At 60.7% G+C, this 14606-nt stretch carries 12 protein-coding genes and 1 other RNA gene; 5 read left to right on the top strand and 8 right to left on the bottom strand.

What is annotated here, in order from left to right:
• Positions 1–6 precede the first annotated feature (6 nt).
• From G359_RS17625 to G359_RS17590, 8 genes are all read right to left on the bottom strand, one after another.
• Positions 7–456: a hypothetical protein gene (locus tag G359_RS17625; protein ID WP_045837175.1), complete on the bottom strand. Its 450-nt coding sequence runs from the start codon at positions 454–456 to the stop codon at positions 7–9.
• 86 nt (positions 457–542) lie between these two features.
• Positions 543–1175: a glutathione S-transferase family protein gene (locus tag G359_RS17620; RefSeq protein ID WP_197077607.1), complete on the bottom strand. Its 633-nt coding sequence runs from the start codon at positions 1173–1175 to the stop codon at positions 543–545.
• A gap of 15 nt (positions 1176–1190) precedes the next feature.
• A complete protein-coding gene (locus G359_RS17615; protein ID WP_045837173.1) occupies positions 1191–2822 on the bottom strand; it encodes an ABC transporter ATP-binding protein in 1632 nt (543 codons plus the stop codon).
• Positions 2822–4039 (bottom strand): ABC transporter permease, encoded by a 1218-nt coding sequence (locus G359_RS17610; RefSeq protein ID WP_245280080.1) that lies wholly within the window; start codon positions 4037–4039, stop codon positions 2822–2824. The genes G359_RS17615 and G359_RS17610 overlap by 1 nt, the downstream gene beginning before the upstream one ends.
• 2 nt (positions 4040–4041) lie before the next feature.
• Complete coding sequence (locus tag G359_RS17605) at positions 4042–5163, bottom strand: microcin C ABC transporter permease YejB (RefSeq protein ID WP_045837172.1); 1122 nt, start codon at positions 5161–5163, stop codon at positions 4042–4044.
• Positions 5163–7070, bottom strand: coding sequence for an extracellular solute-binding protein (locus G359_RS17600; RefSeq protein WP_052699444.1), 1908 nt, complete (start codon positions 7068–7070; stop codon positions 5163–5165). The genes G359_RS17605 and G359_RS17600 overlap by 1 nt, the downstream gene beginning before the upstream one ends.
• On the bottom strand, positions 7067–9004 hold the full coding sequence (locus G359_RS17595) for an extracellular solute-binding protein (RefSeq protein ID WP_082072998.1): 1938 nt from the start codon (positions 9002–9004) through the stop codon (positions 7067–7069). The genes G359_RS17600 and G359_RS17595 overlap by 4 nt, the downstream gene beginning before the upstream one ends.
• 153 nt (positions 9005–9157) lie before the next feature.
• The gene (locus tag G359_RS17590; RefSeq protein ID WP_045837171.1) at positions 9158–9715 is read right to left on the bottom strand and encodes a c-type cytochrome; all 558 of its coding nucleotides are present in this window, start codon (positions 9713–9715) and stop codon (positions 9158–9160) included.
• Positions 9716–9874: 159 nt separating this feature from the next.
• Here G359_RS17590 and G359_RS17585 point away from each other — a divergent pair, with 159 nt between their 5' ends.
• The 5 genes from G359_RS17585 to G359_RS17570 all read left to right on the top strand — a co-directional run bounded on the left by G359_RS17585 (position 9875) and on the right by G359_RS17570 (position 14559).
• Positions 9875–10609, top strand: coding sequence for a 3-deoxy-manno-octulosonate cytidylyltransferase (locus G359_RS17585; protein WP_082072997.1), 735 nt, complete (start codon positions 9875–9877; stop codon positions 10607–10609).
• Between the two features lie 27 nt (positions 10610–10636).
• Positions 10637–11548, top strand: coding sequence for a prephenate dehydratase (locus G359_RS17580; RefSeq protein WP_045837169.1), 912 nt, complete (start codon positions 10637–10639; stop codon positions 11546–11548).
• Positions 11549–11720: 172 nt separating this feature from the next.
• Positions 11721–12464, top strand: coding sequence for a glycosyltransferase family 25 protein (locus G359_RS17575; RefSeq protein ID WP_052699443.1), 744 nt, complete (start codon positions 11721–11723; stop codon positions 12462–12464).
• Between the two features lie 89 nt (positions 12465–12553).
• Positions 12554–12649, top strand: an RNA gene (ffs, locus tag G359_RS20210) — signal recognition particle sRNA small type.
• A 98-nt stretch (positions 12650–12747) separates the two neighbouring features.
• Positions 12748–14559 carry a DNA polymerase III subunit gamma/tau gene (locus G359_RS17570; RefSeq protein WP_045837168.1) on the top strand — a complete coding sequence of 604 codons (1812 nt, stop codon included), beginning with the start codon at positions 12748–12750 and terminating at the stop codon, positions 14557–14559.
• Positions 14560–14606 lie beyond the last annotated feature (47 nt).

The raw sequence follows: 14606 nt of genomic DNA, 5'->3' as shown, positions 1-14606 counted from the left end.
TAGTATTCAGCGGCGATACGGCAGGAAGCGCCGCGTGCGCCACTCTTCGGCCGGGGTCGGCGGGGAGATCCGGCGGTCGCCGATCCAGTCCCAGCCCGGCGCCAGCTCGACGCGCATGGCGATGCCGGCGAGCGCATCCGTCAACGCATTGTAGATTTCGATCTTGTCGACGCGTCCGGCCTCGATCGCCCGGACGAGGGCGGGAAACAAGTCCAGCCGTTCGATTGGCCGGTCTTCGTACGTTTCCGCCGCGAGCTTCAAGCTGAATTTCTGATCGGACCTGATCATCAGCTCGAATGGGCAGGCAAGATCCTCGTTCGGGACGACGACCATCCGCCAATAGCGATCGGAGGCGGCGATGCCGACGTCGGCGCAGTCGCGGATTGCCGCTCCCCATCCTTCGATATCGACGAGCGTCTGTTCGAGGCGGTCTCGGAATACATCGTCGGAAAGCATGGAGGGGTCTCGCAAGCGGCGATTCGGAGGCTGCAGGATAGCTGATCCTTCAGCCTCCGAAACTGGCTCCGCGTGCCGATCCCCCGTCAGGACGCCAGTGCGCGGACGAGTTCTTCGTCCTTCGCCTGCGCGCTCTTGAACGCCGGACGGCTTGTGACGCGTTCAAGATAGCTCGTGAATTCGGGCTTTTCGGGCAGGAGCTTGAACAGCGTCAACCAGCGGACGGCGGATCCAATTACAACGTCTGCGGCAGAGAATTTTTCACCAAGAATGTAAGAACCGCGACTGACCGCACCCCGGAGAGCATCGACCGTGCCGTCGTATGTTCCGTAGCACAATGCGGAGGTCATCGTCGGTTCGATCTTGCGCCAGCGGTCCGTGATGGCGGGTTCGACGGCGCCATGATTGAAGACGATCCACCTCAAATAGGTGCCGCGTGCGGTGTCGCCGATGGCGGGCGCAAGTTGCGCGTCAGGGAAAAGATCGGCGAGGTAGATGGCGATAGCGCCCACTTCCGTCACCGGAACGCCGCCGTGGGTGATGGCCGGGACTTTTCCGAGCGGATTGATGGCGAGGAATTCCGGCGTTTTGTGCTCGCCCTTCTTCATGTCGAGCACTTTGAGCTCGTGGGGCGGCGATCCGAGTTCTTCGAGAAGCCAGCGGATGGCGAAGGATCGTGTCTGCGGAGCGTGGTAGTGAACGAGCTTGGGCGTTGGCATCATCGGCCTCCCTTTTTAGCTCGCGAGCGCTCCTCGATGGGCGACTTTGATGTCGAACGCGGCCGCGAGAAGGGCCTTCGTATACTCGTCTTTCGGCTTTTCAAAGATGTCGCGTGAGGGGCCTTCCTCGACGACTTTGCCGTTCTTCATGACGATGACGTAGTTGCAAAGCGCGCGCACGACTTTCAGGTCGTGGCTGATGAAGAGGTACGCGAGGTCGTGCTTCGTCTGCAGATCGCGGAGGAGATCGACGATTTGGGCTTGCACGCTCATGTCGAGCGCGCTCGTCGGCTCGTCGAGCATGACGAATTTCGGCTGCAGAACCATGGCGCGCGCAATCGCGATGCGCTGACGCTGGCCGCCCGAGAATTCGTGCGGGTAGCGATCTTGCGATGCCGGATCGAGGCCGACTTCGGTCAGCGCGGCGCTGACGCGTTCCCGGCGCTGCTCGTCGTCGAGCTCCGGGTTTTGGATGACGAGGCCTTCTTCGATGATCTGGCCGACGGTCAAGCGCGGCGACAGCGAGCCGTAGGGATCCTGGAAAACGATCTGCATTTCCTTGCGCAGCGGCCGCATCTGCTTGTTCGTCAGGCCGTCAATGCGCTTGCCGACGTAAGCGATCGGTCCGTCGGATGAGAGAAGACGCAAAATCGCGAGGCCGAGCGTCGTCTTGCCGGAGCCGGATTCGCCGACGACGCCGAGCGTCTCACCGGCTCGGAGCTTCATCGACAATCCGTCGACGGCTTTGACGTAATCGACCGTCCGCTGCAGCAATCCGTGCTTGATCGGAAACCAGACTTTGAGGTTGTCGGTCTCGACGACCACGGGACGCGTGTTGTCGGTCGTCGGGGGCGTGCCCTTGGGCTCCGCTTCGAGCAGATGGCGCGTATAGGGGTGCTTCGGCTGCGTGAAGACTTCTTCCGCCGGTCCCGTCTCGACGATCTCGCCGTGGCGCATCACGTAGACGCGCTCTGCCATGCGGCGCACGATGCCGAGGTCGTGCGTGATGAGCAGCATCGCCATGCCCATCTCTTTTTGCAGCGACTTCAGAAGTTCGAGGATCTGCGCCTGGATCGTTACGTCGAGCGCGGTCGTCGGTTCGTCGGCGATCAGCAGATCCGGTTTGTTGGCGAGCGCGATGGCGATCATCACGCGCTGGCGCTGGCCGCCCGACAGCTGGTGCGGATAGGCGCCGAGCCGCTTTTCGGGATCGCGGATGCCGACCTTCGTCAGAAGCTCGATGACGCGCTCGCGGGTTTTCTCGTTCGACAGCGGCTGGTGCAACTTGATGATCTCGCCGACCTGCTTCTCGATGTTGTGAAGCGGGTTCAGCGTCGTCATCGGCTCCTGAAAGATGATGGAGATGCGGCGGCCGCGGATGGCGCGAAGCTCTGCCGGGTTCGCCTTCAGGATGTCTTTGCCCTCGAACAGGATTTCGCCGGTCGGGTGGGAAGCGGAGTTCGGGAGAAGCCGCAGGATCGACATCGCGGAGACGGTTTTGCCGGAGCCGGATTCGCCGACGAGGGCCACCGTCTCGCCCTTGCCGATGTTGAACGACACGCCTTTGACGACGCGCACGGCTTCGGCGCCGTCTCCGAAGGCGACGGATAGATTGCGAACGTCGACGAGGGGCGTTCCGGCTGCCATCAACTCTTGCCTCTGAATGTCTTTCGCGGATCGAGCGCGTCGCGCACGGCTTCGCCCATGAAGATCGCGAGCGATAGGATGATCGAAACGGCAATGAAGCCGGATATGCCGAGCCACGGCGCTTCGAGATGTTTTTTGCCCTGGAGAAGCAGCTCGCCGAGCGAAGGTGAGCCGGGCGGCATGCCAAGGCCTAAGAAGTCGAGCGCGGTCAGCGCGGCGATGCCGCCTGACAGCTTGAACGGCAGGAACGTCAGCGTTGCGACCATGGCGTTCGGCAGCAAGTGCTTGAACATGATCTGCGTGTCGGAGAGCCCGAGCGCGCGCGCGGCGCGAACGTATTCGAGGTTTCGGCCACGCAGGAATTCGGCACGGACGAGGCCGACGAGGGACGTCCAGCTGAAGATCATCAGGATGCCGAGCAGCGTCCAGAATCCCGGAACGAAGAGCGACGATATGATGAGCAGCACGAACAGTTCCGGAATCGAGTTCCAGATTTCGAGCAGGCGCTGGAATATGAGATCGACGCGGCCGCCGAAGTAGCCTTGCACCGCGCCCGCAATGATGCCGACAGCGGACGAGACGATGGTCAGGATCAGGCCGAACAGCACCGAAATGCGGAAGCCGTAGATGACGCGGGAGAGCACATCGCGGCCTTGATCATCGAGGCCGAGCCAGTTGGTGTTTCCGAGTTCATTGAAGCGCGCGATCTGGTCGGCCGGGGCATCGCAGAGCTTGAGCTTCGTCGACCAAGGCGGCGGCGCGGGATAGCCGAGGCAGACACCATTATCGCCGATGCGGCCGGGGTAATCCTTGTTGATCGTCGAATAGGAATAGCGGATCGGTGGCCAAAACATCCAGCCGTTGGCGTTGATCTCGTTGGCGATGTCGGGCGTCCGGTAGTCGGTCACGGCGAGGAAGCCGCCGAACTTTTCTTCCGGATAATCGACGAGCACCGGGAAAAGGATCTCGCCTTTGTAGCTGGCGATCAGCGGGCGGTCGTTGGCAATGAACTCGGCGAAAAGCGAGCCGATGAACAGGGCGGTGAAAATGATAAACGAGCGATAGCCGATCTTGTGGGCTTTGAATCGTTCCCAGCGGCGGCGGTTGACGGGCGACAGGCGGAAGCGCTGGCGCAACCTCTGGAAGCGCGACTTCGCCGGTTTTGCGGCTGGAGCAGCAACTGTGGCGTCTGATGCGCGCTCGGTTCTCTGATCCATCGTCACACCTCACGCGTTTCGAAGTCGATGCGTGGATCGACGAGGGTGTAGACGAAGTCCGACAGGATGCCGACGAACAGGCCGACGAGCGAGAAGATGTACAGCGACGCGAAGACTACGGGATAGTCGCGCTTTTCGATGCTTTCGAACGAGAGAAGGCCGAGACCGTCAAGCGAGAAGATCGTTTCGATCAGCAGCGCGCCTGAAAAGAACGCGCTGATGAAGGCTGACGGGAAGCCCGAGATGACGAGCAGCATGGCGTTGCGGAAGACGTGTCCGTAGAGCACCTGGTTCTCGGTCAGACCCTTGGCGCGCGCCGCCACGACGTATTGCTTGCGGATCTCGTCGAGGAACGAGTTCTTCGTCAGGAACGTCATCGCGGTGAACGAGCCGACCGCCATCGCGATCATCGGCAGCACGAGGTGCCAGAGATAGTCGGTGATTTTTCCGAACCACGACAGCTGATCCCAGTTGTCGGAGAACAAGCCTCGCGACGGGAACCACTGGAAGAACGAGGAACCAGCGAAGAGAATGAGCAGCAGAACGGCGAACAGAAAGCCGGGGATCGCGTAGCCGACGACAAGGATGGCGCTCGACCACGTATCGAAGGGCTCGCCATCCTTCACGGCCTTGCGAATGCCGAGCGGGATCGAGATCAGATACGTCAGCAGCGTCATCCAGATGCCGAGCGAGATCGAAACCGGAAGCTTCTCTTTGATGAGTTCCAACACCGAGACGTCGCGGAAATAGCTCTTGCCGAAATCGAACGTCAGGAAGTTCTTCATCATGATGTAGAAGCGTTCGTAGGCGGGCTTATCAAAGCCGAACTGCTTCTCGAGACTTTTGATGAATGCCGGATCGAGGCCCTGGGCACCGCGATATTTCGACGTGATGGAATCGCCGCCACCGACGCCGAGCTGGTTGCTCATGGCGCCGCCGCCAAGCGTGTCGCCGCCACCGCCGCCCATGCGGCTGACGATCGACGACGATTGCCCCGTCAACTCAGCGATCATGCGCTCGACGGGTCCGCCGGGGGCGAACTGAATGATGATGAACGAGAACAGCATGATCCCGAAGAGTGTCGGGATCACCAGCAGCAATCGTTTTAAAAGATAAGCAGCCATCAGGGCTTTGCCGGTTCCTGAGATTGTGCGGTCGGCTTGCCGGAGCTCAGCGCTGCGGCCTTTGCCGGATCGTACCACCACGTGTCGAGTATGCCCGCATCATATTTGGGCTGCACTGCGGGCCGCGAATACTTGTTCCAATATGCGACCGAGTACGACGCCTTATACCAGTGCGGGACCCAATAATGACCTGCACGGAGCACGCGATCAATGGCGCGCGTCGCTGTGACAAGCTCCGCTCGGGATTTCGCTGCGACAACTTTGTCAACGAGGGCATCGATGACGGGGTCGGATATGCCTGCGAGATTGAACGATCCGTCGGTCTTGGCGGCTTCGGTCCCCCAATAGCTGCGCATTTCGATGCCGGGCGTGAGACGCAAGGAGTAGCGCTGGGTTGCCACATCGAAATCGAAGGCTTTCACGCGCCGTTCGTATTGAGCCGGATCAACGAGCCGCCACGAGGCATCGACGCCAATCTTTCGCAGATTTTCCGTGTAGGGAACGGTGATGCGCTCGAACATAGCCTCGAAGTCGAGAAACTCGATCGTTAGGCGTTCGCCTTTGTCGTTGTGCAGATAGCTGTCGGAGCCGGGCTTCCAACCGGCGGCGATCAGAAGGTCGCGCGCCTTTTTCAAATTGTCGCGATTGTTGCCGCTGCCGTCCGTTACGGGCGGCGTGTAGGGTTCGCCGAAGACTTCGGGCGCAAGTTTGTCTTTGTAGGGTTCAAGCAGCGCCAGCTCTTCGGGGCTCGGTTTCCCATTCGCCTTCATGTCGGAATTTTCGAAGTAGCTCGTCGTGCGCTTGTAGAGCCCATAGAATAGTTTCTTGTTCGACCATTCGAAATCGAACACGAGATCGAGCGCTTGGCGGACGCGCGGATCCTTGAACTTGTCGCGGCGCGTGTTGAGGAAATAGCCTTGCGCGCCAGACGGGCGGTCGTCGGGCAGCGACACCTTCACCAAGCGGCCTTCGGTGACGGCCGGGATGTTGTATCCCGTCGCCCAGCTGATGCTTGAGAATTCCTCGCGGAGGTCGAAGTTGCCGGATTTCAGCGCTTCGAGCTCGATATTGCGATCGCGATAATAGTCGTAGCGGATCTCGTCGAGGTTATAGCGGCCCTTGTTTACGGGCAGATCTTTCGCCCAATAATCTTCGCGGCGCGTGTAGGTGATATCGGTGCCGGGATTGAAGCTCTTGATCTTGTAGGGACCTGATCCCAGCGGCGGCTTCAACGAGGTCTGGTCGAACGGCTGCGTCGTATAATAGGCCTTCGAAAGAATTGGGAGCTGCGCGACGATGATCGGCAGATCGCGAACCAACGTGCCTTTGAACGTGTAGCGCACCGTTTCGGGATCGATCGCTTCGGCCGACTCGACATCGTGCAAAGTCATGGCGATGGCCGGGTGACCTTTTTCCTTCAAGAGACCGAAGGTGAAGGCGACGTCTTCGGCGGTCAGCTTCGAGCCGTCGGAGAATTTCGCTTCTGGTCGCAGTTTGAACGTCACCGACATATGGTCGGGTGCGACATCGGCCGATTTGGCGACGAGGCCATAGACAGCGTCGGGCTCATCCTGAGCGCGCACCATCAGGGCGTCGAACAGGAAATCGAGGCCCTGCGCGGCGTCACCTTTCAGGATGAACTGGTTCAACGTGTCGAACGTATTGGCGCCGCCGGTGCCCATCGTCACCATGCGGCCGCCTTTGGGCGCGTCCGCGTTGACGTAATCGAAGTGCTGGAAATCCGCCGGATATTTCAATTCGCCGAATACGGAGAGACCGTGGCTCGGCTCCGCTGACGCGATTTCTCCGAAAGCGGCGGAGAACAACAGCACCAACGCGGTGACAAGCGTCACCTTGTTGGCGGTCGTCGTCTTTCGAAACGGCGCTGATCCTTGCACGAGGGTCATTTTCCCTTCGCTGCTTCGAGTGCTTTTGCCTTGTCGGCGTCGTACCACCAGACCTGCGTCAAGCCTGAGGTCTGCGACGGCAACTTCGCCGGCCGGCCGAACTTATCCCAATAGGCGATGCGCTCGTAGGGATAATTCCAGTGCGGCACGACGTAGTTGTTCCACAGCAGGACGCGGTCGAGCGCATGGGTTGCGGCGACGAGATCGGCGCGATCCTTGGCGAAGACGATCTTATCGACGATCTTGTCGACGGCGGGGTTTTTGATGCCTGCCGTATTGCGGCTGCCGGGTTTATCGGCCGCGGCCGAGCCCCAGAAATCGCGCTGCTCGTTGCCCGGCGAGTTCGACTGCGCGAAGGTATCGACGATGATATCGAAGTCGCGGTTGTCCTCGCGCTGCTTGTACTGAGCGTCGTCGACGGCGCGCACGGTCGCTTTGATGCCGAGTGCTCCGAGCCCCTGCACGTAAGGCAGGATGATCCGCTCGAACGTATCGCCGTTGATCAGGAATTCGACCGTCATCTGCTCGCCCGCATCGTTGCGAAGCGCGCGTGCCGTCGAGCCCGATGAGATGCCGATCTGCTTCTTGATCTTGCACCAGGTGCCGCACGACGGATCGTCGACAGTCTCGGAGCGGATTTTCCAGCCAGCGGCTTCCAACAACTTCAGCGCTTCCTGCTGATGCTTGCGGTAATCGCCTTCCTCGGAGTTGACGGGGTTCTTCCACTCGGTCGTGAACACTTCCGGCGGCACCTCGTTCTTCACCTCGTTCAGGATTTCGAGTTCGCGGCCCTGCGGCAGGCCTGTCGCGGCGAGATCCGAGTTTGCGAAGTAGCTATCGACGCGCTGATAGAGATTGAAGAACAGCTTCTTGTTGGTTTCTTCGAAATTGAAGAGCAGGTTGAAGGCCCGGCGCACGCGTGGATCTTGGAATTCCTTGCGGCGGAGGTTGAACACGAACGCCTGCATCGGCGCGACCCGCTTCACCGGGATCGCTTCTTTCTTCACGAGGCCCTTTTTCAGCGCATCGAAATTGTACTGCGTTGCCCAAGCGGCTGCCTGGTTCTCGAACCAGAAGTCGATGCTGCCGGTTTTGAAGTCCTCGAACGCAGGCGTGCGGTCGCGATAGTAGGTAATTTCGAGCGCATCGAAATTCTGCTGGCCGCGCATTACGGGCAGATCTTTGGCCCAATAGTCCGGCACGCGCTCGTAGACGATCTTGCGGCTCGTATCGACGGACTTGATTTTGTAAGGGCCGTTGCCGAGCGGCGGCTCGACGGTTGTCTTGGTGATGTCGCGCTGATTGCCGCTGGCGTCCTTGCCTTCCCAGTAATGCTTGGGGACGATGTTCAGCTCGCCGACGATCATAGGCAACTCGCGATTGCCTTTGGTCTCGAACGTGAACTTTACCTCGTGGTCGCCGGTCTTTTCCGCTTTCTCGACGTTCTTGTAGTAGAACGCGTAAAACGGATTGGCCTTCTTCAATGCATCGAACGAGAAGATCACGTCCTCGGGCGTTATCGGCTGACCGTCCTGGAATTTTGCTTCAGGGCGGAGCTTGAACGTTACGGATGAAAAATCATCCGGATAGGATGCGCACTCGGCGATGAGCGCGTACTGCGTCGACGGCTCGTCGAGGCTCGGCGTGAACAGGCTATCGTAGATCAGCCCCAGTCCCGCGGCTTTGACGCCCTTGTCGGAGAAGGGGTTCAGCGTGTCGAACGTGCCGTCCGCCCATTGGCGTATCGTGCCGCCTTTCGGCGCGTCGGGATTGACCCAATCGAAATTTTTGAAGTCCGGTCCGTATTTCGGTTCGCCGACGAGCGACAGCGCGTGGTGGCACTGGGTTTCGTCCGCCTTTGCCGGGGTCGGGATCGGTGAGAAACTCAAGAACGCCAGCGCGGCAACAATGAACGGCGTCAGGCGCATCTGCATATTCGACTTCGTCCTTCCAAATCTCACACACGAGAGCAGTTTAACCTGGGGGCGGCGACCGGGGATAAAGTCGTCCCGCCGGACATGAAACGACCCCGCCCAGAGCCCCGGCAGGGTCGCAAAGTTTTCCACCCTTAGCGAGTTAAAACGCCGTCATTTTGGCAGTGGAACGGGGGTATCTGCAAGGGTTGCCAAATAGGCGATTACATCCGCTTCATCAGAGGAGGAAGGAAGCCCGCTGAAGACCATTTTCGTGCCGGGAACGAAGGTCTTGGGGCCGTGAAGGAAATGCGCGAGTTCCGCGAAAGACCAATCGCCGCCCTTCTTCTTCATCGCGTCGGAATAACTGAACCCCGGATAGCTCGCCTTGGGTCGGTTCACGACGTCCCAGAGGTTCGGCCCGACCGTCGGTGCTTTACCCTTTTCCGACACGTGGCAGGCTTGGCATTTCGTGAAAATGGCCTTGCCGTTCTCGGGGTTTGCCTTCGCCAGAAGTGCGACGACTTCCTCACCGCCGCCTGCGGCGGGCGCGGTTGCAGCAGCTGCTTCGGCCGGTTTCGCCGTCTCGGCGGGGGCTGCGGCCGGCAGCACAAAGCCCGGCTTTTCGGGTGTGTGGCCGACGTTCATGTCGATCGCTGTCTTCACCCCGAAAATCAAAAGGAGTGCCGACAACACGGCGCCCGCAATCTTCGTGAATTCGAAACTGTCCATATTTTCGCTCCCTGTACGTCTTCCCCGAGACGCGCAATTCAAGGTGACGAGAACGATTTGCGGTATATAAGCTCGCCCGTCCCGCCAGCGCGTCGACTTTTTCCAGTGTCGATAGCGATATCGTGGCAATTTGTCACCGAACAAAAGAACTTAACCGCAGTGTCCCAAGAAACTCTCATCCTCATACCGGCGCGGATGCAGGCGACGCGGCTTCCCGGTAAGCCCCTCGCGGACATCCATGGACGGCCGATGATCGTTCACGTCTGGCAGCGTGCGACTGAAGCGAACGCCGGGCGTGTCGTCGTCGCGACCGACAGCGCGGAGATTTTGCAAGCGGTGAAGGCGGCGGGCGGTGAAGCGGTGATGACGCGCGCCGATCATGCGTCGGGCTCGGATCGCATTCACGAGGCGCTGACGAAAATCGATTCGGCACGGAAGGCGGACATCATCGTCAATCTGCAAGGTGATCTGCCGACGCTCGATCCCGCGCTCGTCACTGATTGCGTCGCGCCGCTCGCGTCGGGCGAAACGGATATCGCGACGCTCGCCGCAGTCATTTCCGAGGACGAAGAGCGCGGCAATCCGAACGTTGTGAAGGTCGTCGGGACGCCAATCGGCGAGAACCGGCTTCGGGCACTTTATTTCACGCGCGCGACCGCGCCTCATGGTGAGGGGCCGCTCTTTCATCATATCGGCATCTACGCCTACCGGCGTGACAGCCTCGAGCGCTTCGTGTCGCTGCCTCCGGCGGAACTTGAGAAACGCGAAAAACTTGAACAATTACGGGCGCTTGAGGCGCAAATGCGCATCGACGTCGCTATCGTTGACACCGTTCCTCTCGGTGTCGATACTCCTGCCGACCTTGAGCGCGCGCGCCGCCTCATCGCGCCCTAGCATCTCATCCCGGACAATCGAACGGCTATGACAAAGCAAACGGGCTCCGACGCCGGAGCCGCAAAAATTTCGTACCAAGGTGAGCCGGGGGCGAATTCGCATCTCGCGGCGCGCGAGGCCTATCCGTCTTTCGAGAGCATCGCGTATCCGACGTTCGAGGATGCACTGGCGGCGGTCAGCAGCGGGGAAGCGCGGTATGCGATGATCCCGGTCGAGAACTCGGTCGCTGGGCGCGTCGCCGACATCCATCACCTCATGCCGGATTCCGGTCTCTACATCGTCGGCGAACATTTTCTCCGCGTTCGCCATCAGTTGATGGCGAAGCCCGAAGCCAGCATGTCGACGATCAAGCGTGTCATGAGCCACACGCAGGCGCTCGGCCAATGCCGGAATACGCTGCGGCAACTTGGACTGAAGCCGGTTCCCGAGGCGGACACCGCTGGCTCGGCCCGGCTCGTGGCCGAGGGCGACGATCTCTCGACGGCTGCGATCGCTTCGCGTCTTGCCGCCGAGATCTACGGTTTGAAGATCCTGAAGAGCGACATCGAAGATCAGGAGCACAACACGACGCGCTTCGTCATCTTCGCGAAGGAGCCCGACGACGCGGAGCCCGGCAACGGCCCCGTTATGACGACGTTCCTCTTCCGCGTGCGCAACGTACCCGCGGCGCTTTACAAGGCGCTCGGCGGCTTTGCGACGAACGGCGTCAACATGACGAAGCTCGAGAGCTATCAGGAAGAGGGCACCTTCAACGCGACGATGTTCATCGCCGACATCGAAGGCCACCCCGTTGACCGGCCCGTTCAACTGGCGCTCGAGGAACTCTCCTTCTTCTCGACGCAGACAAAGATTTTCGGCACCTATCCGGCGAGTCCCTTCCGGAAGGAAGCGAGGGAACTTGCCGCGAGCGGCCTTGTGCCGCTCAAGCGTCCTGGCTGAAGCGCGGCGAGCGAAGTCGGTCCGTGCACATTAGTTTTTGTCGATAGTCGGACCGGCGTCCCCATCCGTATGGCCTAATTTCGTTGCCCTTTGGCGGATGCTTTGATCCCGCCGATGCTCGGGGTAGCGCCATTCGCTCCGTTCTCCTGGCAGCCGCCAGGGGACCGGATCGATGGATGTTTTCCTCATAAATCTTGAGCGTTCCGCCGATCGCTTGGCCTTCATGACGGGGCAGCTCGGTCATCGCTTCCAGCGCATCGAGGCCGTGCTCGGGGCGGCCGTGCCGCCGCATCTGGCTCCGCAGTTTTCTTCGCCCGCCAGTCTGACGCCCGGCGAAATCGGCTGCTATGCTAGCCATCTGCTCGCGGCTGAGAAAATCGTCGCTTCCGGCCGGCCCTACGCCTTGATCATGGAAGACGACGTGGAAGTCGGCGCGGATTTTTTCGAGGTCGCCCGGCGTGCCGTCGAATCATGTCCGGCCGGATGGGATGCGATAAGCCTCTGTGGGTCGCGTCTCGGGAAGGGGCTCCACGAAAAAGTGGAGGCGATCGGATCGCGTCATCTCGTCAAATTCGTCAGGGCTCCGAAGGGGCTCGGCGCCTACATTCTGAGCTATAACGGCGCTCTGAGACTGCTACATCCGCGGCGGCGGTACCGGCCTATCGATGTCGATATGCACTACAGTTGTGGAATGCACTTCGAAAGTTATGGCGTCGTTCCTCCGCCGTCGCGCCAGATCGAAGATTTTTCTTCGACGATCAGTGGCCGGAAACGCCGTCGTCACTGGTCGGTCTCCCCCTACGAGTATTTTCTGGGCCGCGCCGTCCAATGGCAGAAGTTTGGAGTCCGGCGGCTGTTTGCGGCAATGTGGGCCAGGGCATCGGGTTTTGGTCCGTCGCGGCCTTCAGCAGGTTGAAACTCCGAGACAACTTGGCTCGCCGCCTCGAGAAATGCCGGTCGGGCAAAGGGTTGTACTTTTCGTCTGTCCGGCCCATTATAGGCTTGGGAGGTTGGTGACGGACGAATTCGTCGCCAACCGGGTCAGGTCCGGAAGGAAGCAGCCCTAACGATCAGAAGTCGGGTCGTTCGCCAGCCTCCTTTTCAGCGCTCGCGGGCCATTGGCCCTCCGCGGGGGCGCGACCATCCGAGGGGTCGCCTTGCTCCCTCGCCCTTCGGGCGAAAGGTTCGATCCAGGGATCATGGCAAAGAAAAATTCAAATGCGTCGGACGGCGTCGAGGCTTCTGGCGGCCCAGAGGCCGCGAAGCCTTATGTCGTGCTTGCGCGTAAGTATCGTCCGGCGACGTTTGATGATCTGATCGGCCAGTCGGCCATGGTGACGACGCTCCGGAACGCCTTTGCGTCGGGCCGGATCGCCCAAGGCTACATGCTGACCGGCGTGCGGGGCGTCGGCAAGACGACGACAGCGCGAATTCTGGCGCGCGCACTCAATTACGAAGCGCCGGGTTACGACAAGCCGACGATCGACATGCCGGGCCTCGGCGTTCACTGCAAGGACATCATGGAGGGCCGTCATCCGGACGTGCTCGAAATGGACGCCGCGTCGAACACCGGTGTCGACAACATCCGCGAGATCATCGAGAGCTCGCAATACACGCCGCTCGTCGCGCGCACCAAAGTCTTCCTGATCGACGAGGTTCACATGCTGTCCAAGGGCGCGTTCAACGCGCTCCTGAAGACGCTCGAAGAGCCGCCGGCGCATGTCCGCTTCATCTTCGCGACGACGGAAATCCGCAAGGTTCCGGTGACGGTGCTGTCACGCTGCCAGCGTTTCGATCTGCGGCGCGTCGAGCAGCCGGTTCTGGCCGAACACTTCCAGAAAATCGTCGGCGCGGAAGGTGCGAGCGCCGATGCCGATGCCTTGCAACTGATTGCACGCGCTGCCGAGGGGTCGGTTCGCGACGGGCTCTCCATTCTCGATCAAGCGATTGCGATGGGCGAAGGGCATGTTACCGCCGCCAAGGTGCGCGACATGCTCGGTCTGGCCGACCGTGCACGCATATTCGATCTCGCCGAATGTCTGTTTCGTGGCGATGTCGCGGGCGCGCTTGCCAGCCTCGCGTCGCTGCATCGTGACGGCGCGGAAGCGACCGAGATCGTGTCCGATCTTGCCGAAGCGGTGCACGCCATCGCACGCGTCAAAGCGGTTGGCGAAGAGCCTGCAGGCGAGGGACTGACGGCTGAAGAAAAGGCGCGGCTCAAGGATCTCGCCGGGCGGCTGTCGATGCCGTACCTGTCGCGTGCCTGGCAGATGCTGATCAAGGGTTTCGAGGAGACGTCGCGGGCACCCAATCCGCGCGTCGCGGCCGAGATGGTGCTGATCCGTCTCGCGTACACATCCGATCTGCCGACGCCGGATGAATTGATCCGCGCGCTGGGTGGCGGCGCGGTACCGGCGCGGCGTCCGGCTTTGCCCGCAGGCGATGGCGGGACCGCTGATCAACGTGGGCCCCTCAATTCGCGTGCAGGGGCGCCGGTTGCCGAGTTCACCGATGACGAACCGGCGGATGACTTTGGATTCGATGACGGTGAGCCAATCGGCGACGACGAAGACGACGGAGAAATTCCGAGTGCTGTTCCCGTCGCCAATCCGCGTTCGTTTGCGGAAGTTGTCGCGCTAGCGAGCGCGAAGCGCGATGTGAAGCTCACGATCCATCTCGAAGATCACGTCAGCCTCGTCAAATTCGATGCGGTTGCGGGATCGATCGATCTTTTTCTTTATCCCGAGGCGCCTCCGGAACTCGCGAACGACCTTCGCGAGAAGCTCAATCTCTGGACGAACCGGCGCTGGGTCGTTCTCCTGTCGAAGGAAGCCGGTTCTCCTCCTATCGGCGTCGTGCGGCGGCAACGCGAAGCTGCCGAGCTCGAGTCTCTCAAAGCTCATCCAGCCGTGCGCGCCGTGCTCGAAGCGTTTCCAGATGCAAAGATCGCCGAGGTGCGGCGAATCGCTGGACGTGACACAGATACGGACAGCGAGAGCGAAGCTGTTTAAAGCTCGCCGCGATTTTCAATATTTCGGCATGTTGCCGCGAGGACGAA

Source organism: Hyphomicrobium sp. 99 (genome assembly GCF_000384335.2).
Classification (GTDB): Bacteria; Pseudomonadota; Alphaproteobacteria; order Rhizobiales; family Hyphomicrobiaceae; genus Hyphomicrobium_B.
Note: the sequence above shows the minus strand (reverse complement) of the source record. Positions and strands in the feature narration are given on the sequence as shown.